The organism is Amycolatopsis albispora (genome assembly GCF_003312875.1).
Classification (GTDB): Bacteria; Actinomycetota; Actinomycetes; order Mycobacteriales; family Pseudonocardiaceae; genus Amycolatopsis; species Amycolatopsis albispora.
In genome coordinates this window covers 5,804,212-5,824,653 of record NZ_CP015163.1, presented here as the reverse complement: position 1 = coordinate 5,824,653, position 20,442 = coordinate 5,804,212, and the positions used below count along the sequence as shown (strand labels likewise).

Annotated in this window: 20 protein-coding genes; 7 read left to right on the top strand and 13 right to left on the bottom strand. The window is 69.6% G+C overall.

All coding sequences use genetic code 11. The features are described from left to right. Positions 1 to 2: 2 nt before the first annotated feature. Genes A4R43_RS27445 through nhaA form a run of 3 tightly spaced genes read right to left on the bottom strand, consistent with a single transcriptional unit; the run spans position 3 to position 2,718 of the window. Positions 3 to 947: an alpha/beta fold hydrolase gene (locus A4R43_RS27445; protein ID WP_113694947.1), complete on the bottom strand. Its 945-nt coding sequence runs from the start codon at positions 945 to 947 to the stop codon at positions 3 to 5. Between the two features lie 9 nt (positions 948 to 956). Further along, the gene (locus A4R43_RS27440) at positions 957 to 1,457 is read right to left on the bottom strand and encodes a phage holin family protein (protein ID WP_205215094.1); all 501 of its coding nucleotides are present in this window, start codon (positions 1,455 to 1,457) and stop codon (positions 957 to 959) included. Between the two features lie 40 nt (positions 1,458 to 1,497). Beyond that, positions 1,498 to 2,718, bottom strand: coding sequence for a Na+/H+ antiporter NhaA (gene nhaA / locus A4R43_RS27435; protein ID WP_113694946.1), 1,221 nt, complete (start codon positions 2,716 to 2,718; stop codon positions 1,498 to 1,500). A gap of 223 nt (positions 2,719 to 2,941) precedes the next feature. Between nhaA and A4R43_RS27430 the strand changes: the two genes are divergently transcribed. Both A4R43_RS27430 and A4R43_RS27425 read left to right on the top strand, forming a co-directional pair. Further along, a complete protein-coding gene (locus A4R43_RS27430; RefSeq protein ID WP_236808308.1) occupies positions 2,942 to 4,402 on the top strand; it encodes a peptide MFS transporter in 1,461 nt (486 codons plus the stop codon). Between the two features lie 42 nt (positions 4,403 to 4,444). Beyond that, positions 4,445 to 5,020 carry a hypothetical protein gene (locus A4R43_RS27425; RefSeq protein WP_113694944.1) on the top strand — a complete coding sequence of 192 codons (576 nt, stop codon included), beginning with the start codon at positions 4,445 to 4,447 and terminating at the stop codon, positions 5,018 to 5,020. A 33-nt stretch (positions 5,021 to 5,053) separates the two neighbouring features. On the opposite strand, the gene A4R43_RS27420 is transcribed toward A4R43_RS27425, so the two are convergent. Further along, positions 5,054 to 5,743 (bottom strand): DUF2848 domain-containing protein, encoded by a 690-nt coding sequence (locus A4R43_RS27420; protein WP_113694943.1) that lies wholly within the window; start codon positions 5,741 to 5,743, stop codon positions 5,054 to 5,056. Positions 5,744 to 5,846: 103 nt separating this feature from the next. Between A4R43_RS27420 and A4R43_RS27415 the strand changes: the two genes are divergently transcribed. Next, positions 5,847 to 7,166 carry an MFS transporter gene (locus tag A4R43_RS27415; RefSeq protein WP_113694942.1) on the top strand — a complete coding sequence of 440 codons (1,320 nt, stop codon included), beginning with the start codon at positions 5,847 to 5,849 and terminating at the stop codon, positions 7,164 to 7,166. On the opposite strand, the gene A4R43_RS27410 is transcribed toward A4R43_RS27415, so the two are convergent. Next, positions 7,151 to 7,783, bottom strand: coding sequence for a GntR family transcriptional regulator (locus A4R43_RS27410; protein ID WP_113694941.1), 633 nt, complete (start codon positions 7,781 to 7,783; stop codon positions 7,151 to 7,153). The genes A4R43_RS27415 and A4R43_RS27410 overlap by 16 nt on opposite strands. Positions 7,784 to 7,856: 73 nt before the next feature. Between A4R43_RS27410 and A4R43_RS27405 the strand changes: the two genes are divergently transcribed. Beyond that, a complete protein-coding gene (locus tag A4R43_RS27405) occupies positions 7,857 to 8,321 on the top strand; it encodes an OsmC family protein (protein ID WP_113694940.1) in 465 nt (154 codons plus the stop codon). Beyond that, complete coding sequence (locus A4R43_RS27400) at positions 8,318 to 8,656, top strand: cupin domain-containing protein (protein WP_113694939.1); 339 nt, start codon at positions 8,318 to 8,320, stop codon at positions 8,654 to 8,656. Before A4R43_RS27405 ends, A4R43_RS27400 begins: the two co-directional genes overlap by 4 nt. Before the next feature lie 63 nt (positions 8,657 to 8,719). On the opposite strand, the gene A4R43_RS27395 is transcribed toward A4R43_RS27400, so the two are convergent. From A4R43_RS27395 to A4R43_RS27385, 3 genes are all read right to left on the bottom strand, one after another. Further along, positions 8,720 to 9,148, bottom strand: a complete 429-nt coding sequence (locus A4R43_RS27395; protein ID WP_113694938.1) for a DUF6319 family protein — start codon at positions 9,146 to 9,148, stop codon at positions 8,720 to 8,722. Positions 9,149 to 9,285: 137 nt separating this feature from the next. Continuing rightward, positions 9,286 to 11,277 carry an acetate--CoA ligase gene (acs, locus tag A4R43_RS27390; RefSeq protein WP_113694937.1) on the bottom strand — a complete coding sequence of 664 codons (1,992 nt, stop codon included), beginning with the start codon at positions 11,275 to 11,277 and terminating at the stop codon, positions 9,286 to 9,288. A 153-nt stretch (positions 11,278 to 11,430) separates the two neighbouring features. Further along, complete coding sequence (locus tag A4R43_RS27385) at positions 11,431 to 12,012, bottom strand: GNAT family N-acetyltransferase (protein WP_113697917.1); 582 nt, start codon at positions 12,010 to 12,012, stop codon at positions 11,431 to 11,433. A gap of 91 nt (positions 12,013 to 12,103) precedes the next feature. Between A4R43_RS27385 and A4R43_RS27380 the strand changes: the two genes are divergently transcribed. Both A4R43_RS27380 and A4R43_RS27375 read left to right on the top strand, forming a co-directional pair. Further along, positions 12,104 to 12,598, top strand: coding sequence for a phosphoribosyltransferase (locus tag A4R43_RS27380; protein WP_113694936.1), 495 nt, complete (start codon positions 12,104 to 12,106; stop codon positions 12,596 to 12,598). Further along, positions 12,595 to 13,323, top strand: a complete 729-nt coding sequence (locus tag A4R43_RS27375; RefSeq protein WP_113694935.1) for a Fic family protein — start codon at positions 12,595 to 12,597, stop codon at positions 13,321 to 13,323. Before A4R43_RS27380 ends, A4R43_RS27375 begins: the two co-directional genes overlap by 4 nt. Positions 13,324 to 13,329: 6 nt before the next feature. On the opposite strand, the gene A4R43_RS27370 is transcribed toward A4R43_RS27375, so the two are convergent. From A4R43_RS27370 to A4R43_RS27350, 5 genes are all read right to left on the bottom strand, one after another. Then, positions 13,330 to 14,295 (bottom strand): N-acetylmuramic acid 6-phosphate etherase, encoded by a 966-nt coding sequence (locus tag A4R43_RS27370; protein ID WP_113694934.1) that lies wholly within the window; start codon positions 14,293 to 14,295, stop codon positions 13,330 to 13,332. Further along, entirely contained in the window at positions 14,292 to 15,203 is a 912-nt protein-coding gene (locus A4R43_RS27365; RefSeq protein WP_113697916.1) for a MurR/RpiR family transcriptional regulator, read from the bottom strand. The genes A4R43_RS27370 and A4R43_RS27365 overlap by 4 nt, the downstream gene beginning before the upstream one ends. A gap of 339 nt (positions 15,204 to 15,542) precedes the next feature. After that, positions 15,543 to 17,279, bottom strand: coding sequence for a serine hydrolase domain-containing protein (locus A4R43_RS27360; RefSeq protein ID WP_113694933.1), 1,737 nt, complete (start codon positions 17,277 to 17,279; stop codon positions 15,543 to 15,545). A 12-nt stretch (positions 17,280 to 17,291) separates the two neighbouring features. After that, entirely contained in the window at positions 17,292 to 18,548 is a 1,257-nt protein-coding gene (locus A4R43_RS27355) for an exo-beta-N-acetylmuramidase NamZ family protein (protein ID WP_113694932.1), read from the bottom strand. 4 nt (positions 18,549 to 18,552) lie between these two features. After that, positions 18,553 to 20,298 (bottom strand): glycoside hydrolase family 3 protein, encoded by a 1,746-nt coding sequence (locus A4R43_RS27350; RefSeq protein WP_113697915.1) that lies wholly within the window; start codon positions 20,296 to 20,298, stop codon positions 18,553 to 18,555. Positions 20,299 to 20,442 lie beyond the last annotated feature (144 nt).

Below are 20,442 nucleotides of genomic sequence, written 5' to 3'. Positions count from 1 at the left end.
GCTCAAGCGCTCTTGGTGAGGAACTGCACCAGGATCTCCGTGGTGCGCAACGGGGCTTCCAGGTGCGGGTAGTGGCCGACGCCGGCGAGCGTGGTCAGCACCGAGTCCGGGCCGAGCCAGCGTTCGGAGGCTTCGGCCGTGCGCGGCAGCACGCAGCGGTCCTCCTGGCCGTGCAACTGCAGCACCGGCACGGGGCTCGGCTTGTCGGCGGCTTCGGTGAACCGCCTGCCCTCACCGCGGAACTGCGCGCGGAAGGCCCAGCGGTAGTACTCGAGCGAGCTGTGCGCCACCCCGGGCACCTGCATCGCCTGCCGGAACTTCGCCGCCGCCTCGGCGAACTCGGCGGTCTCCGTCCACTTCGGACCAGCCCAGGCCCGCATCAGCCGCTCCACCTCGGCGGCGTCGTCCCGGACCAGCCTGCGTTCCGGCGCCATCGGCACCTGGAAGCCGAAGAGGTGCCCGATCGCGCGGGCCTGGTTGCCGCCCCGGCCGCGCCAGGCCGTCCTGGCCACCGAGCCGCGCAGGGCCAGCGGGTGCGCGGCGCCGAGCGCGCCCACCGAAGCGGCGACCCGCGGGTGCAGGGTGGCGGCGGTCCAGGCGAGCATGCCGCCCCAGGCGTGCCCGACGAGGTGCGCGCGGCGTTCCCCGAGCGCCTTCACCAGCCCCGCGACGTCACCGGCGAGCGTCCACGCGTCGTAGCCGCGTGGCGGTTTGTCGGAGTCGCCGTAGCCGCGCAGATCCGCGGCGACCACCCGGAAACCGGCTTCGGCCAGCCCGGTCAGCTGGCGGTGCCACGCCCACCAGAACTCGCCGAACCCGTGCAGCAGCAACACCAGCGGCCCGGAGCCCAGTTCCGCGACGTGCAGCCGGATGCCGTTGGCCGAGACGTCGCGATGGGTCCATGGACCGCCGAACCGCACGGTGGACGGATCAGGACCCGCGTGCACGCTGCTGGCTCAGTCGCGCACCGCGGGGAGTTCGTCCCCGGACGGCTGGCGCGACTTCAGCGCGGCGGCGGTTTCCTTGAAGCTGTCGATCGTGCGTTCCGGCGCGCGGATCTTCTTCATCTTGCGATAACCGAGGAAGCCGCACAGCGCGGCGACCACCAGCATCAGCGCGAACACGATGCCGAAGGCGGCCCAGCGCTGCAGCCACTCGGACAGCAGTTCGCCGAGGAAGAAAAAGAAGAAGAACGAGCTGTACAGGGCGACGACCAGAGCGACGATGAAGAAGACGCTGCCCTTGACGCCCTTCTTGACCTCGCCGACGACCTCCGACTTGGCCAGCTCGACCTCGGCACGGACCAGCGTCGACAGGTGCTGTGTGGCGTCCTTGACCAGCGCACCGATCGACTGCTCCCCGTTGCGCTCGCTGTCGTCGGACAGCGGCAGGTAGGGGACGGCGCCCATGCCATCGGCATCGTTGAGTTGGTGCTTGGGGCTGCTCACGCGCTTCATCGTGCCACGTGCCGAAAGATCAGGCTCGGCGGGCGCGCCGTTAGTCGTCGGTGACCTCGGGGTCTTCGGCGTTCGCGTGGACTCGGCTGCGGCGTAGCAGCAGGGCGGCGGCGGTCAGCGAGGCGATCGCCGAGGCGATCAGCACCGCCGCCTTGGCCTGTTCGGCCAGCGCGCCGTCCAGCGCGAGGTCGGCGATGAGCAGGCTGACGGTGAACCCGACGCCGCCGAGCACCGACAACGCGGTCATGTCCCGCCAGCCCATGCCCCGTGGTTTCGCGGCGAAGCCGAGCTTCACCGCCAGCGCGCTCGCGCCGAGAATGCCGATCACCTTGCCGCCGATCAGGCCGATCATGATCGCCAGCGGCAGCGCCGAGGTGAACACCGAAGCGAGCGCGTCCCCGTCGATCTCGATGCCCGCGGCGAACAACGCGAAAAGCGGCACGGCCAGCGCCGCCGACCACGGCTGCAGCCGGTGCTCCAGCCGGATCGCGGGTGCGTGCTCCTCGCCTTCGTCGGGGCGGACGCGGGTGAGCAGGCCGAGCGCGACCCCGGCGATGGTGGCGTGGATGCCAGCCGAGTGCACCGCGACCCAGGTGATCACCGCCAGCGGCACGTACAGCCACCACGCCCGCACCCGCCGGTGCTGGAGCCAGGCGTAGAGCGCCAGCGCGACCAGCGCGATCGCCGCGGCGACCAGGTCGAAGCCGGTGGTGAACAGCACCGCGATCACGATGATCGCGCCCAGGTCGTCCACGACGGCCAGCGACAGCAGGAAAACCCGGGCGCTGCTGGGCAGGTTGGACCCGGTCAGCGCCAGCACACCGAGCGCGAAGGCGATGTCGGTGGCCACCGGCACGGCCCACGCGCGGTCGATGCCCGGCTCGCCCCAGCCGATGCCCAGCGCGACCACCGCGGGCACGATCATGCCGCCGAGCGCGGCGAAGATCGGCAGGATCGCCTGCTTGAACTTCGACAGCTCGCCGACCACCAGCTCACGCTTGAGCTCCAGCCCGGCGACGAAGAAGAACAGCGCGAGCAGCCCGTCCTTCGCCCAGTCCCCAATGGACAGGTCCAGGTGCAGGAAGTGCGGCCCCAGCTGGAAGTCCCGGATGTCGCGGTAGATGTCGCCGAGCGGGGAGTTGGCCACCAGCAGGGCGAGCGCGGTGGCCGCCAGCAGGATCAGCCCGCCGGTGGTCTCGGTGCGCAGGTACCGCGCGAATTCGGCGGCCTTGGCGGGAAGCCGGGGTTCGGGTGTGCTCACGCAAGCTCCGTTTCCGGGGTCGGGTTCAGCTTCGCCGACCAGACTTCCCGGCACACCTTTACGCGATTTTAGCGCCCGAACGGGTGGTCGCGGTGGCGAAGGTGGGCTTCCCCACGGGTGACTTGTCAGACAGCACCGTCAATACGACCGGACCTGTTCGTTGTTCACCGCCGGTCCTACCATGCGCTTTGACAACGATGTCTCGAAACAGGATGGACACATCGTGAGTACTACCTCTACCGAGGTCGGCAAGGACAAGGGGTTCTTCGGGCACCCACGAGGGCTGGCGAACCTCTTCGGCGTCGAGATGTGGGAACGCTTCTCCTTCTACGGGATGCAGGGCATTCTCGCCATCTACCTCTACTACTCGACCACGGACGGCGGCCTCGGCCTGGAGAAGCCGACCGCGCTCGGCATCGTCGGCGCGTACGGCGGCCTGGTCTACCTGTCCACCGTCGTCGGCGCCTGGATCGCCGACCGGCTGCTCGGCTCCGAGCGCACGCTGTTCTACAGCGCGTTGCTGATCATGGCCGGGCACATCAGCCTCGCGCTGCTCCCCGGGTTCGCCGGGGTCGGCGTCGGCCTGGTGTGCGTCGCCCTGGGCAGCGGCGGGCTGAAGGGCAACGCGACCGCGCTGGTCGGCGGGCTCTACGGCGAGCACGACGAACGCCGCGACGGCGGCTTCACGCTGTTCTACATGGGCGTCAACCTGGGCGGCTGGATCGGCCCGCTGCTGACCGGGCTGGCGCAGGAGGAACTCGGCTTCCACTACGGCTTCGGGCTGGCCGCGATCGGCATGGCCGCCGGGCTGATCCAGTACACGCTGGGCCGGAAGAACCTGCCCGACAGCGGGCGCGTGGTGCCGAACCCGCTGCCCGCCAACCGGCGTCCGCTGGTGGCGGTGCTCGCGGTGGTGGTCGTCGCGTTGATCGTGGTGGCCGTGCTGACCGGGTTCGTCACCGCGGAGAACCTGTCCGACCGCACCATCCTGGTGATCGTGATCGCCTCGGTCGCCTACTTCGCGGTGTTGCTGACCAGCAAGAAGACCACGCCGGTGGAGCGGAAGCGGGTGGCCTCGTTCATCCCGATGTTCATCGCCAGCGCCGCGTTCTTCGCGTTGTTCCAGCAGCAGTTCACGGTGATCGCGGCCTACACCGACGAGCGGCTGGACCGGAACCTGTTCGGCTGGGAGATGCCGGTGTCGTGGATGAACTCGGTGAACCCGGTGTTCATCCTGCTGCTCGCACCGGTGGTCGCGGCGATCTGGACGAAGCTCGGCGAGCGGCAGCCGTCGTCGCCGATCAAGTTCGCCATGGGCACCGGGATCGCCGGCGTCTCGTTCCTGCTGTTCCTGCCGCTGGCCGGGGGTGGCCCGGCGTCGACGCCGTTGCTCGCGCTGGTCGGGATCATCCTGGTGGTCACCGTGGCCGAGCTGAGCCTTTCGCCGGTCGGCCTGTCGCTGTCGACGAAGCTGGCGCCGGAGGCGTACCAGACGCAGATGGTCGCGCTGAACTTCCTGTCGGTGGCGCTGGGCACGGCGCTGTCCGGCTGGCTGGCGCGGTTCTACAGCGCGGACAGCGAGGTGCCGTACTTCGGCACGCTGGGCGCGATCTGCATCGGGATCGGCATCCTGCTGGTGCTGGGCACGCCGTTCATCCGGAAGTTGATGTCGGGCGTGCGCTGAGCGTGGCAGGATGGGGCCGCTTTCGTCGCTGAGGGGAGAGTCTTGCGGGACAAGATCTATGCCGTGCTGACCACCGTGGTGGGGGTTTTCCTGCTGATCGGCGGTTTTGTGACGCTCTCCGATGACACGGTCAAATGCGGCAGCCAGACCATGGAGGCCGGTGACACCTGCGTGGAGTCCTCCCGCCGCGGCGGTTCCTCGACCGAGCGGTCGCTGGAGGAGCAGCGCGGGGACAACACGCGGACCGGCTGGCTCCTGCTGGGCGGCGGGGTGCTGATGCTGGGCGGCGGGGCGTTCTGGAGCTACACCCAGTTCCGGAAGAAGCGCCCCGCCGGTCCGCCGCCCGGTGAGTTCCCGCCGGGTGGCCCGCCGCCGGGTTTCCCGCCGCAGCCGCAGGGGCAGGCGCAGCAGGCGTATCCCCAGCAAGGCTTCCCGCCGTCGGGACCGCAGCCACAGCAAGGCTTTCCGGCTTCTGGGCCGCAGCCGCAGCAAGGTTTTCCGCAGTCGGGGCCGCAGCAGGGATATCCGCAACCCGGCTACCCGCAGCAGGGGCCACCGCCGGGGTATCCGCAGCAGCCCGGGTATCCGCCGCAGCAACCGCCGTACCCGCCCCGCTGACGCCGGGGCGGTAGTCCACAAAGGACTGATGCGTCAGCCGATGGGTTCCGGCAGCGGCCGCACGCGGTAGCCCAGCTCGATCACGTTCCCGGTCGCCGGGTCGCTCAGTTCGACGCGCCAGGAAGACGTGAACTGGTCCACGCCGTGGTGCATCGGAATGGTGCCCGAGATCAGCACCACGCCCGGCTCGTACCAGCCCTTCGAGCGCAGCACGTCCAGCCAGTACGCGGGCGTGAGCAGTTCCGCGAGCTTCCCGTGCTGGATTTCCACGTCACCAGCCCAGGCGCGCAGCACCAGGTCGTCGAGCCGGTCTTCGACGTCGACCAGGCGCCACGCTTTCCGCGCGAGCACGTCCGGGCCCGCGTTCTTGCTCCACGCCACGCCGTGCACCTCGAGCGCGCGGTCGGTGTGGTCGCAGGCCGCGGTCAGCAGCACGTCCTCCGGTGACGGCCCGGTGATCACCAGCGCCCATTCCGCCTCGCCGGAGGTGCGGCCGTGCTGCACCGGGACCTCGTCGGTCTGGCTGGCCAGGTAGGGCGCCACCGGGTACAGCGCCGGGGTGGTCGACGGCGCCGGGACGCCCAGCTCGGCCAGCTCCGCGACGTGCGCGGCGACGTCGTCCTGACTGCGGCCGGCGTAACCCGCGTTGAGCAGCGTGTGCACGTCCGTGTGCACCTCGCTGCCGTCCGGCAGGGTGAAGCTGAGCCGTGGGTACTCCGGCATGGGACCTCCTGACCAGGTAAAACTCAATTGGGACTTGCGCATGCAAGATGTATACAACCAGTATTACCGCAACTCGGCACCATAGCCAAACGGGATGTGAGCGATGACTGCACAAGAACAGGTGGACGGCCGCTCGCTGCGGCGCGCCTTCGCGGCGAGCCTGTCCGGGACCGCGCTGGAGTGGTACGACTTCGCCGCGTACTCGGTCGCCGCGGCGACGATCTTCGGCGAGTTGTTCTTCCCCGCCGGTGACAAGCTCGCCGGCACCATGGCGGCCTTCTCCACCTACGCCGTGGGGTACCTGGCCCGCCCGCTCGGCGGTTTTGTCTTCGGCAGGCTCGGCGACGTGATCGGCCGCAAGCGCGTGCTGGTGTTCACGCTGATCCTGACCGGCGTCGCCACCTTCCTGATCGGCGTGCTGCCCACCTACGAGAACATCGGCGGGCTCGCCGCGGTGCTGCTGGTCGCGCTCCGGTTCGCGCAGGGCGTCGGCATCGGCGGTGAATGGGGTGGCGCGGTCCTGCTCTCCAGCGAATTCGGTGATCCACGCAAACGCGGGTTCTGGGCATCGGCCGCGCAGGTCGGCCCGCCCGCGGGCAACCTGCTCGCCAACGGTGTGCTCGCGCTGCTGGCCGTGCTGCTGTCCGAGGCCCAGTTCAACTCGTGGGGCTGGCGGATCGCCTTCCTGCTCTCCGGCGTGCTTGTCCTCTTTGGACTCTGGATTCGGCTGAAGCTGGAAGAAACCCCGGTGTTCAAGAAGATCGCGGAGAAGGGCGACCGGCCGCAGGCGCCGATCTCCGAGGTGTTCCGCGACGAGCGGCGCGGGCTGGTCGCGGCCGTGCTGATCCGCGTCTGCCCCGATGTGCTCTACGCGTTGTTCACCGTTTTTGTGCTGACCTACATGACGCAGGAACTGGACATGTCGCGCAGCGAAGGCCTGACCGCGGTGATGATCGGCTCGGCCTGCCAGCTGGTGCTCATCCCGGCGGCCGGCGCGCTCTCGGACCGGGTCAACCGGCGCAAGCTGTACCTGGCGGGCACCATCGCCGCCGGGATCTGGCCGTTCATCTTCTTTCCGATGGTCAGCACCGGCTCGTTCCTCGCCGTGGTGGTCGGCATCGTGCTCGCACTGGTCATCCACGCCCTGCTGTACGGCCCGCAGGCCGCGCTGGTCACCGAGCAGTTCTCGCCGCGGCTGCGTTACACCGGCAGCTCACTCGGCTACACGCTGGCCGGGGTGGTCGGCGGCGCGCTCGCGCCACTGCTGTTCACCGCGTTGTTCGCCGGGTTCGGCACCTGGCTGGCGATCGCCGCGTACGTGCTGGTGACCGCGATCGTGACGGTCATCGGCGTGCTGATCGGCCGCGACCCCGACCCGGCCGAGTACGAGGCGCACGACAACGCCGATCAGCTGGTCAGCTGAAGCTTGAGGGTGGTGCCGAGGTGGTGGTCGATGGCGGCGTGCGTGGCGGCGAGGTCGCGCGCCGCCAGGCCGTCGACGATCGCCTGGTGCTCCTCGCAGACGGCGTGCTGGCGGTTCGGGCAGGCGAACAACGCGACCAGCCCGGCCCGCAGCTGCCGGTCGCGCAGTCCGGCGTAGGCCTTGCTGAGCATGGCGTTGCCCGCCGCGTCGATCAGGTGCGTGTGGAAGGCGGTGTCCAGCTCGATGAACTCCTTGGCCTGCGCGGGATCGGCGAGTTCGGCCTGCTGCTTGAGGGTGGCGCGCATGCGCTCGACCGGCACGCCGTCACCGGCGATGGTCTTCTCCGCGGCGAAGCGCTCCATCATGCCGCGCAGCTCGATCAGCTCGGAGAGGTCGCGGCCGGTGAGCGGGGCGATGTAGGCGCCGCGGTTGGGCACCAGTTGCACGAGTTCCTCGGCGGCGAGCATGAGCAGTGCTTCGCGGATCGGCGTGCGCGAGACACCGATCCGGCTCGCGAGGTCCTGTTCGCTGATGAACTGCCCCTGCGCGGCGGGATCGGGCAGCACCTCGCCCTTGAGGAACTCGTAGGCCTTCTCACGGCCGGAGCGGGCGGCCATCCATCCCCCTAGACTTTGTATACGACCTGTATACGAATAGTACATGCCACGGAAGCCGGAGGACGTGAGCCGAATGAAGGAACATCGCTACGCCATGACCGTCACCTGGACGGGCGACCAGGGCAAGGGCACCGCCACCTACCGCGACTACTCGCGGGCGCACGACGTCTACATCCCGGGCAAGCCGGTGCTGGCGGGCTCGGCCGACCCGGCCTTCCGCGGGGACGCCACCCGCTGGAACCCGGAGGAACTGCTGGTCGCCTCGCTGTCGGAGTGCCACATGCTCTGGGTGCTCGCGCTCGCGTCGATGGAGAAGGTGGTGATCACCGGCTACACCGACGAGGCGGACGGCGTGATGGTCGAGGAACCCGGTGGTGGCGGGCAGTTCCGCGAGGTGACGCTGCGTCCGGTGGTCACCGTGGCCGAGCCGGGCATGGTGGAAGCCGCGGAGAAGCTGCACGCGATCGCGCATTCGAAGTGCTACATCGCGCGTTCGGTGAACTTCCCGGTCCGGCACGAGCCGCGGACGCTGGCATGATCGACTGGCAGGTTCTGTCCACTGTGGAGGGTCGGCCGCTGGTCGGCGGCACCGGCACCTTCCGCACCCGCGAGACCGCGGTTTCCGGGCTGCTGTACGAAATCCGCTATCCCGCCGGGGTCGGTTCGCCGGAGCACCGGCACGACCACGACAGCGTCATCTATCTGCTGTCGGGAAAGTTGCGCGGCACGATCGACGGCCGGGAGGTCCGGCTCGCCCCCGGTGAGACCGTGGTGCACCCGCGCGGCGTGCCGCACACCGTGGAGGCGATCGAGGACAGCCACTGGCTGGAGTTCAAGTCGCCGCTGCCGGGACGGGCGCCGCTGAGCACCTGAAAACGGAAATCGGGACTGCCGCGTTTGGTCGCGACAGTCCCGATTTTTGTTGTGAGCAGGTGTTTACTGCTCGAGTTCCGCGAGGGCCTTCTTGGCCTCTTCCAGCTCGGCTTCGAGCTGGGCCACCTTCTGCGCCTGCTGTTCGCGGGCGGCGTTGATGACCTCGTCGATCGGGCCGGACAGTTCCTCGTGCAGTTCCTTGGCCGCGCGCGAAACGGCGGCGGCGGGGATCTCGATGCCGCGGGCGATCCACTTGCTGCCGTGCTTGAGCTCCGCCTGCCACTCACCGTCGGCGGTGCCGGTGACGGTCAGCGTCAGTTCGACGGTGCGGGTCTTCTTGGCGGTGGTCTGGCCCTTCGGACGGCCGCGCTTGGGCTTGGCCTCGGCCTGGCCGTTCTCGGGCGTCTGGGGAGCTTCCGCCTGGCCGTTCTCGGAGACCGGCTCCGGCGTCGCGGCCGGCGCCTCGGGTTCTGTCAAGGAATCCACGGTCATCGCAGGTCTTGTCTCCTTGCCGCAATAGATGGGTTCTCCCAGCGCGACAGCCTAGAACATGCGTTCGATCACCGCACGGCCGGGGGTGGGCAAGCGTAGCGCGGCCGCGTCGCCGCCCACGACCCCGGAAGCACGCGTCATTCGTCGGACTTGCCGGAGTTCAGGCCGGAGGAGATCAGGTCCATCACCGACGAGTCGGCCAGCGTGGTGACGTCACCGACCTGGCGGTTCTCGGCCACGTCACGCAGCAGGCGGCGCATGATCTTGCCGGAGCGGGTCTTCGGCAGCTCCGGCACCACCATGATCTGCCGCGGCTTCGCGATCGGGCCGATCTCCTTCGCCACGTGGTTGCGCAGCGCGGTGATGGCCTCCTCGCCCTTCGCCTCGTCCTGCGCCACGTTGCCGCGCAGGATGACAAAGGCGACGATGCCCTGCCCGGTGGTCGGGTCGGACGCGCCGACCACGGCCGCCTCGGCCACCGTCGGGTGCGACACCAGCGCCGACTCGACCTCGGTGGTCGAAATGCGGTGGCCGGACACGTTCATCACGTCGTCCACCCGGCCGAGCAGCCAGATGTCCCCGTCGTTGTCGTACTTCGCGCCGTCACCGGCGAAGTAGAAGCCCTGGTCGGCGAACCGCGACCAGTACGTCTCGCGGTAGCGCTCGTTGTCGCCCCAGATGCCGCGCAGCATCGACGGCCACGGCTTGTCGAGCACCAGGTAACCGCCACCACCGTGGCCGACCTCTGCCGCCTGGTCGTCGACCACCTTCGCCGAGATGCCCGGCAGCGCGCGCTGCGCCGAACCCGGCTTGGCCGCGGTGACGCCCGGCAGCGGCGAGATCATGATCGCGCCGGTTTCGGTCTGCCACCAGGTGTCCACGATCGGCGCCTTGCCCGCGCCGATGTTGTCCCGGTACCAGATCCACGCCTCCGGATTGATCGGCTCGCCGACGCTGCCCAGCACGCGCAGCGAGGACAGGTCGTACTTCTCCGGGATCTCCTTGCCCCACTTCATGAACGTGCGGATCAGCGTGGGCGCGGTGTAGTAGATGGAGACCTTGTACTGCTGGATGATCTCCCAGTGCCTGCCCTCGTGCGGGGTGTTCGGCGTGCCCTCGTAGACCACCTGCGTGGCGCGGTTCGCCAGCGGCCCGTACACGATGTAGCTGTGCCCGGTGACCCAGCCGATGTCGGCGGTGCACCAGTAGACGTCCTGGCCCGGCTTGTGGTCGAACACGTAGTGGTGCGTGTACGCGGCCTGGGTCAGGTAACCGCCCGACGTGTGCAGGATGCCCTTCGGCTTCCCGGTGGTGCCGGAGGTGTAGAGGATGTACAGCGGGTGCTCGGAGTCGAAGGCCTCCGGGGTGTGCTCGTCGGACTGGCCATCGACCAGCTCGTGCCACCAGAGGTCGCGGCCCTCGGTCCACGGCACTTCGCCCTCGAGCTTTTCGCCCGTGCGCTTGACGACGATGACCTTTTCCACCGATTCGGCACCGTCGAGCGCTTCGTCGACGTTGGCCTTCATCGGCGCGGCCTTGCCGCGGCGGAACTGGCCGTCGGAGGTGATGACCACCTTCGCCGCCGCGTCGTCCACCCTGGACCGCAGCGCGGTGGGGGAGAAGCCACCGAAGACCACGCTGTGCGTGAGGCCGAGGCGCGCGCAGGCGAGCATGGAGAAGATCGCCTCGGGAATCATCTGCAGCTGGATGGCCACGCGGTCGCCGGCGACCAGCCCGAGCGAGGCGAAGGCATTGGCCGCCTTGGAAACCTCGCGCTTGAGCTCGGCGTAGGTGATGTCCCTGGTGTCGCCGGGCTCGCCGACCCAGTGGATGGCGACCTGGTCGCCGTGGCCGCCGTCGACGTGCCGGTCCACGCAGTTGTAGGCGACGTTCAGCTTGCCGCCGACGAACCACTTGGCGAACGGCGCGTCGGACCAGTCGAGCACCTGCGTCCACTTGGTTTCCCAGTGCAGCCGCTCGGCTTGCTTGGCCCAGAACGCCTCGCGATCGGCATCGGCTTCGGCGTAGAGGTCCGCGTTCGCGTTGGCCTGGGCGGCGAACTCGTCACTGGGAGGGAAGGTCCGGCTCTCGGTGAGCAGATTGTCGAGCGCCGGCGACTGCTCGGTCATGGTGCGCTGCCTCCTGATTCGCGAATCCTGGGCTACCCCGGAGGGCACCGTAGCGACGTTGGTACCCGAAGTAAAAGGTTGCCTCGAGGTTACACACGGGCAGGTGGATCGGCTGGTCCGACGAATGGTGGCCGCGCGCGGACGAACGGCGGCTCAGCCCAGACGAGCGGCCAGGGAATCGCGTACGAATGGCCATTCCGGTTTGGTGACGGAGTACAGCACGGTGTCCCGGACCGAGCCGTCCTTGCGGACGCGGTGCCCGCGCAGGACGCCCTCCTTCTTCGCGCCGAGCCGCTCGATCGCGCGCTGCGACTGGACGTTGTTGATGTCGGTCTCCCACGCCACCCTGTTCGCGTCCAGTTCCTCGAAAGCGTGCTGCAGCAACAGGAGTTTGGCTTCGGTGTTCAACGCGGTGCGCTGCCAGGGCCTGCCGATCCAGGTGTGCCCGATGCTCAGGATCCGGTGCTTGGGCACGATCCCGTAGTAGGAGGTGGTGCCGGCGACGGCACCGGTACGCACGTCCACCTGCGCGAAGGCCAGCCGGTCCGGGTCGGTGAGGACCTCGGCGATCATCGCCTCGGTGGCGGCCACCGTCTCCGGCCGGTGCAGGCTCAGCCAGGTCCAGACCACTGGGTCGGACCCGGCTTCATGCAGCCCGGCTGCGTGGTCGGTGGTGAGGGGTTCGAGGCGCACGTGCTTGCCGACGAGCGTCGGACGGCGGGTCCAGTCGTTCACGCCGCCCACCGTAGGCCGGGCAAGTGGATATCGCACAGATCCATTTTCACCCAGTTCCAGCAGTCCACTTGCTCGTGCTTATGCTCGGGAAGTGGCAGAACGCGAAGAGCTGACCTGGGAACTGTTCGGTGAGGCGAGCCGGGCACTGGCCGAAGAAGTCGCCGGCAGCGGGTACGACCCCGACCTCATCCTGTCCATCGCGCGCGGCGGGCTCTTCGTGGCGGGCGCGCTCGGGTACGCGCTCGACGTGAAGAACCTGCACGTGATGAACGTGGAGTTCTACACCGGCGTGAACCAGCGCCTCGACCTGCCGGTGATGCTGCCGCCGGTGCCGAACGTGGTCGACCTGACGCAGAAGAAGGTGCTGATCGCCGACGACGTGGCCGACACCGGTGCCACGCTCAAGCTGGTCCGCGACTTCTGCGCCGACCACGTGGCCGAGGTGCGCTGCGCGGTGGTCTACGAGAAGCCGAAGTCGGAGGTCAGCTGCGAGTACGTGTGGCGGCGGACCGACAAGTGGATCAACTTCCCGTGGTCTTCGCAGCCGCCGGTGATCACCCGGGCAGCGCAGGTGCTGGACGCATGACCGATCCGCTCGCCCCGCTGCTGGACCTCGACGGTGTGGCCGCCGCGGTGAAGTCCGCGCAGGACGCCGTGTTCGCCGTGCACCGCCACCCGGCCAACCTGCGCGCGGGAGCCGCGACCGCCGCCGAGGCCTCGGTTCGCGCCGCCCGCGCGTCGGCCGGGATCGACGGCGGAGATCCCGACATCCCGGCCGAGGGCTCGGTCACCGACCCGGTGCTCGCGGGCTCGCTGCGCGTGGCCGAAGCGGCGGAGTCGCTGCTGCCGACCTGGCGGCGGGCGCCGTTGCAGGCGCTGGCGAAGCTGCACGTGCTCGCCGCCGCGGACCTGACCGCCGACGCCGACGCGCTCGGCAGGCCGCGCACGGGCACCGCCGAACGCCTCGAGCTGCTCGCGCAGCTGGTCACCGGCGCCACCTCGGTGCCGGGGCCGGTGCTCACCGCGGTGGTGCACGGGGAACTGCTCACGCTGCGGCCGTTCGGCACCGCGGACGGCGTGCTGGCACGAGCCGCCGCGCGGCTTTCGATGATCGCCACCGGGCTCGACCCGAAGGCGCTCACCGTGCCCGAGGTCGCCTGCTTCCGGCACGTGCGGCGGTACACCGCGGCCGCGGAGGCGTTCGCCTCCGGCGAGCCGGACGGTGTCCGCGAGTGGCTGCTGTTCTGCTGCCAGAGCTACGAAACCGGCGCGCGGGAGGCCACCGGCATCGCGGATTCCGCGGGCTCCTAGGAAATCCTAGGAAGCGCGCATGTGCAGCGACGCGAGTGCGTTGCGCACGTGCCCCTGGTTGGCCTCCAGCGCCTTGCCCGCCGTTTTGGTGTCCACACCGGACAGCAGGTGCACCAGTGCGACCTTGAGGTCGTCACCGGATTCGGCCAGCGCCTCGGAGCAGTCGTGCTCGCTCATGCCGGTGGCCTCACGCAGGATGCGCACGTTGCGGCCGCGCAGCTTCGCGTTGGTCGCCCGCATGCTGACCATCAGGTTCGAGTAGGTCCGCCCGAGCTTGATCATGGTGGCGGTGGAGAACGCGGTCAGGATGATCTTCTGCGCGCTGCCCGCCTTCATCCGGGTGGAGCCGGCGATCGCCTCCGGGCCGGTGTCCACCGCGATCAGCACGTCGACGCCCGGCACGTTCTGCGAACGCGGGTTGCCCGAGACCAGCGCCGTCCGGCACCCGGCCTCCGAAGCGGCCGCGAGCGCGCCGAGCACGTACGGCGTGCGCCCGGAGGCGGTGAGGCCGAGCACGAAGTCACCCGGCTCCACCGACTCGCGCAGCTCGGCGGCACCGGCGTCGTCGTCGTCCTCGGCGTTCTCCACGGCCTGCCGCAGGGCACGCGGCCCACCGGCGTGGTGCGCGACGAACCAGTCGTCGGGCACGTTGAAGGTCGGAACGAGTTCGGCCGCGTCGAGCGTGGCGAGCCTGCCGGAGGTACCGGCACCGACGTAGTGCACGCGGTGTCCGGCACGCAGGGCTTCCACCGCGTAGTCCACCGCGCGGGCCAGCTGCGGCAGCACCGCGTTGACCGCGTCCGGGACCAGCTTGTCCTCGGCGTTCAGCGCGCCGAGGATGCCCACGGTGGACATCAGGTCGATGTCCATGGTGCGGGGGTTCCGCTGCTCCGTCGGGGAGTCCACGTGGACCACCTGGCGGCGCAGGCCGACGAGCGGCCGAACTGTGTCCTTCACCTTCACATCACTCATTTCCCGGTCTCCCTCGGCCGGCGGCGGCCGTCCGGCCGGACGCCGAGCCGGTGGTGGCCGACGGCGTCGCGGGTGGCGTCCAGCGCGGACACGGCGGCATCCATGTGCCGCTGCGCCACGCCGATGAACATGCAGTCGATGACGGTGAGCTGGGCGATCCGGCTGGCCGTGGCCCCCGAGCGGAAGGTGGTCTCCCTGGCCGCGGTGGTGAGCACGTGGTCGGCCACCTCGGTGATCGGGGAGCGGGGGAAGTTGGTCAGCGCGACGGTGATGGCGCCGTGCTCACGGGCCACGCGGAGCGCTTCCACGGTGTCGGTGGTGGCCCCGGTGTGCGAGATGCCGACCGCGACGTCGCCGGGCTTCAGCACCGCGGCCGAGGTCAGCATGATGTGCGTGTCGGACCAGGCGAAGCTGACCCGGCCGATGCGGTGCAGCTTCTGCTGCAGGTCGGCGGCGACGAAGGCGCTGGCACCGACGCCGTAGACGTCCACCCGGCCGGCGCCGGCGATCAGGTCGATCACGCGCTGCAGGGCGGCCACGTCGAGCTGGTCGGCGGTCTCCTCGACGGCACGGGCGTCGGCGAAGCTGACCTTGCCGATCACCGCGGCCAGGTCGTCGTCCGGGCCGATCTCGCCGCCGAGGTTGCGGCTGGAGCGGGCCTCGGTGCGCGCGGTGTCCGCGGCCAGCGCGATGCGCAGCTGCGGGTAACCGCCGACGCCGATGGCCTTGCAGAACCGGGTCACCGTGGTCTCGCTGGTGTTCGCGGCCAGCGCCACCTCGGTGATGCTGCGTCTGGCGACGCTGGACGGGTCGTCGAGCACTACCTTGGCCACGCGCTGCTCGGCCCTGGCCAGGCCGGGCAGCAGCGACCGGATCCGGACCAGCGGGCTGGCCTCGGACTCGCGCACGGCGTCCCGCGCCGGGGCGGGTTCCGGGGCGGAGTCGGTGCCGGACTCAGGGCTGGTCACCGTGGGAAACTTACTAACCGTAGGAATCTGCGACAAGGCAACCCACACCCTTCGGAGGAGAGTGCCACCCGACGGTGTCTCCTGGTCGGGCAGCTCATGCTTGGTTGCTGTGAAAGTCGCTAACCAGGTCGAAGATGTTAACGTTCACTTGTTAACAACTTCGCAACTTGCTACACCCAGTGAAACTATCGGCGGTGATTGGCCCAAATGGGTAACGATGTTGTGACTAGTCGTAGAAGATTCAACATCTTTGCGCCCGTTCAATGAGCGCGCTGTGACTCAGCGACTACGCAACTGCCATCCCTGCGGTGTTACAGCTTCCGGCTCGCGTTCCAGGTCGAGTACCGCGTTACCGGACACCACGGCCTGCACGCCGTCCAGCAGCACGCCGCGCGCGGTGTACTGCTTGTCCGTGGTGTAACGCCAGCGCAGGGCCACATTTTCACTGGGCGGCACCATCGCGCTGACCGACCACCAAGATCGGTGCCCGGTGCCGGACAGCGCGCTGACCTCCCCGCCGGGCGCTCCCGGCCCGGCTGCCCGAAGTGACACCGGCTGCCAGGTCGTCCCGTCCGTGGAGGACTCGAGCACCAGCTGGTCGGTCGATTCGGTATCGACGAAGGTGTCGAAGGTCACTCTCAGTGGTCGGTCACCCACGGTGAGCGGCTTCGTGGTCAGGGTCGCGGTCGACAGGTTGCCGATTTCCGAAAACCACGCGTCGGGCCCGTGCTTCGGCGGCACCGCCAGCGCGCGCGACAGCCCGGTCGCCCAGGCCTCCCTGGCCGCGTTGATCGAGCCCCAGGTCCGGGTCGGGTGCACGCGGTTGGTCAGCAGGATGGCGATCGAGCGCGAAGCCGGGTCGATCACCAGCGAAGTGCCGGTGAACCCGGTGTGCCCGGCGGTACCGGGCGAGGTCAGCCCGCCCATGTACCAGAGCTGGTCCAGCTCGAAGCCCAGCCCGTGCGCGTTGCCGGGGAAGTCCTGGTTGTAGTCGGTGAGCATCTGGCGGACGGTGTCCTGCCGCAGGATCCGCTTGCCGCCGTAGGCGCCGCCGTTGAGCACGGCCTGCCCGAGCACGGACAGGTCCGCGGCGGTGGAGAACACCCCGGCGTGCCCGGCGACCCCGCCCAGCGACCACGCGTTCTCGTCGTGCACCTGGCCGCGGATCATGCCGCGGTCCGGCACGGTCATGAACTCCGTCGCGGCGATCCGGTCCAGCTTTTCGGCGGGCGGGTTGTAGCCGGTGTCCACCATGCCGAGCGGTTCGGTGATGCCCTCGCGCACACGCACGTCCAGCGGCTGCCCGGTGATCCGCTCCACCAGCACGCCCAGCGTGATCAGGTTCAGGTCGGAGTACTTGTAAGTGCTGCCCGGCTCGTACACCGGCTTGACGTCCATCACGGCCTTGATGCGCGCGGCCTTGTCCGGCCAGTCGCGCCACAGCGGCAGGAACGGCTCCAGCCCGGAGGTGTGCGTGAGCAGCTGCCGGACGGTGATGCACTCCTTGCCGTTGACCCCGAACTCCGGCAGGTAGGTGGCCACCTTCTCGTCGATGTCCACCTGACCGGTCTCGACCACCTGCATCACCGCGAGCGAGGTGAACAGCTTCGAGATCGAGGCCAGGTCGAAGATGGTGTCCATCCGCATCGGCACCTGCTGATCGGGCGGCAGCTCGGTGCCGGCGCCGTCGGCGTACCGCAGCGCGGAGCCGGCGGTGTGCGTGTTCACCACCATGCCGTCGTGGACCTGCATGCCGACGGCACCGGCGAACAGCGGGTGCCCGGTGCTGTCCGGCCTGGTCCAGGCGTCGATCTTCTGCTCGGCGGCCAGCAGCGGGGCCGGGTCGAGCCCGGCCTCCTCCGGCGTGGCCGGGCGCAGCGTGGTGCCCGGCGGGGCGAAGCCCTGCTGCGGCCGGTCGAACCGGCCGGTCACCGCTTCGCCCTCGGCGGCGACCACGCTCGAGGTCATACCCGCCATGGTGACCGCCGCGATCGCGATCAGCGCGCCGAGCCTCATCGCTTCCCCCTCTTACTTGTAGAGCAGGTACTGCCGCCGTCTGCGGTCGAAGTCCGCCAGCTCGCCCTGCCACGAGCCGACGATCTCGTCCACGCCCGCCCCCGCGTCGACCATGGTCCGCAGCCGCGCCGAGCCGGAGAGCTTGTCGATGAAGTTGTCCGGCCGCCAGCCGAACAGGTTCGGATGCACCTTCTTCGCGGTGACCAGCATGGCCACGCCGGTGCGGACCGCGTCGAAGGCACGTGGATCGGTGACGGTCAGCTGCACGCCACCGCAGGTCTCGCCGACGAACTTGTGGAACGTCGGCACGAAGTAGTTCTCACGGAACCGCGCGCCCGGCAGGTTCAGCTCGTCGAGCGCCTCGCGCCAGCGCCAGTCCAGCTTGGGCGCGCCGATGATCTCGAACGGCCTGGTGGTGCCGCGGCCCTCGGAGAACACGGTGCCCTCGAACAGGCCGGTGCCCGGATACGCCAGCGCGGTGTCCGGCGTCGGCATGTTCGGGCTCGGCGGTGTCCACAGCAGACCGGTCCCGGCGAAGAAGGTGTCCCGGCGCCAGCCCTTGACCTGGATGATCTCCAGCTCCGGCGGTTCGACGCCCTCGGCGGGCAGGAACTCGCCCGCGAAGTACCGCGCCAGCTCGCCGACGGTCATGCCGTGCTGCTGCACGATCGGCTTGCGCCCGATGCCCGAGGCGAACGCCGGGTCCAGCATCGGGCCGTACGCCCGGCCGCCGAGCGGGTTCGGCCGGTCCAGCACGACAAAGGCGGCGCCGGTCTTCGCGGCGGCCACCATCGCGGTGTACATGGACCAGATGTAGGTGTAGAAGCGGGCGCCGACGTCGGCGATGTCGAACACCACGGTGTCCACACCCGCCTTGGTCAGCATCCCGGCCAGCTTCGCGGCGTCGGCGCCGTACGCGTCGTACACCGGGACGCCGGTGCGCGGGTCGACGTAGTCGCCTTCCGAACCGCCTGCCTGCGCGCTGCCGCGGAAGCCGTGCTCCGGCCCGAAGACGGCCACCGGGCGCACGCCGGCGGCCACCATCGAGTCGACGGTGTGGTCGAGGCTCGCGAGCACTCCGGTCGGATTGGACAGCACGCCGAGCTTGCGCCCGGCGAGCTGCTGCCAGCCCTGCTTGGCCAGCTGGTCCGCGCCGGTGATCACGCCGCCGTGGTGCTGTGTCTCGTTTTCCTGCGCGCTCGCGCTGCCGACGGTCAGCAGGGAGGCCGCGGCCGCGCCGCCGAGCAGTCGCCTTCGGGAGAAGCCCATGGGATTACCAGCTCAGTCCGTGGCCGAAGGGGAAGAGGACCTGGCCGTCCGCGGCCGGGATGTTCACCGGCAGCTTGCCCTGCGGTGAGATCTCGCCCTTGAGCACCTTCGCCAGCGAGTTCATTGTGACCTCACGCCAGTCGTAGGTGACCGCCCAGGTCGGCACGTCCGCGTAGCCGGGGTCGTAGGGCTCCTGCACGCCGACCGCGATCACCGGCTTGCCGGTGGCCTGCAGCGACTTGACCAGGTTGACCTGGTTCGCGCTGGTGCGCAGGCCGTTGGTCAGCACGATCACGGTGTCCGCGCCCTTGGCAGCTTCGACCGCCTTCGCCACGGTGTCCGCGTTCGGGCTGGTGCCGGTGGACAGGCCGGTCGCGCCCAGCGCCTTCGCCAGCGCGGCGACCGGCTCGGCCGGGTACCCCGGGTAGTCCGGCCGGTTGTACCCGGTGACCAGCACCTTGCCCGGGTCCTTGAGCGGCAGCAGGTTCGCATCGTTGCGCAGCACGGTGGTGGTGCGGTCGGTCAGCGCCTGCACGTCGGCCAGGTGCGCCGGCGTGCCGACCTTCTTCTTGACCGCGTTCACGTCCGCCATCGGCTGGGCGAAGATGCCGCGCTTGAGCTTCAGCTTGAGGATGCGGATGACGCTCTCGTTGATCCGCTCCTCGGTGATCCGGCCGCTCTTCACCGCGTCGAGCACGCCGTTGATCGCCACGTCCAGGTTCGGCGGCATGAGCATCTGGTCGACGCCTGCCTCCAGCGCGAGCACCGGGATCTCGTGGTCCGGGTGCAGCTTGCGCACACCGGCCATCTGGAGCGAGTCGGTGACCACCACACCGCGGTAACCGAGTTCGCCGCGGAGCAGGTCGCCCATGATCGGCTTGGACAGCGTGGCGGGATTGCCCGACGGGTCCAGGCTCGGCACGGTGATGTGCGCGGTCATGATCGAGTCGGCGCCCGCCTCGATGGCCGCCTTGAACGGCGGCAGGTCGATCTCGCGCCACTCCTGCTCGGTGCGGTCGATCTCGGGCAGGCCGGTGTGGCTGTCCTCGGCGGCGTCACCGTGGCCGGGGAAGTGCTTGGCCGCGCTGGACACCGTCTCGGTGGCGCGGCCGGACCGCTGGTAGCCGTCGATCTCCGCGGTGACCAGCGAACTGGCCAGCGCCGGGTCGGAGGAGAACGACCGCGAGCCGATCACCGGGTTGAGGTGGTTCGAGTTGATGTCCGCGTCCGGCGCGAAGTTCTGCGCGATGCCGACGGCCCGCAGCTCGTGCCCGTTGATGGTGGCCAGGCGCTTGGCGTCCTCGGTGCTGCGGCCCGCGCCGACGGCCATGCTGCTGGGGTACTCGGTGGCCGGCTTGCCGAGGCGGGTGACCCGGCCGCCCTCCTGGTCGATCGACAGGATCAGCGGCAGCTTCGCGCCCGAGTTCAGCGCGGCCTTCTGCAGGCCGTTGGAGAACTTCGCGAGCTGGACCGGGTCGTCGATGTTGTCGGTGCCGGGGTTGTTGAAGTAGATGACCCCGCCGACGCCGAACTTCTGGACCACCTCGGCGGCGGTGCCCACGCCGTACTTCTTCTGGTTGCTCGGGTGCACCTCGGTGGCCGACTTGCCGAAGACGTCGGCGACGAACAACTGGCCGACCTTCTGCTCCAGCGTCATCCGGGCGAGTGACTGCTTCGCCTCGGCCGTCTCGGCGTCGTCCTGCCGCTGGGCCGCCTGCTGCCGCTTCACCGGGGTGTCGGCCGGGTTCATCGCCGACGCGGGCACCGCGCCCGCCACGCCGGTGGTCGCCAGCAGCGCGGCGAGGGACGCGGCGAGCGCATGGTTCCTCCGTCGCTGCTTGCTCGTGCGCCCGATACTCACGTCGGCCTCCCTGTTCGGTTCCGCTTGGCTGAC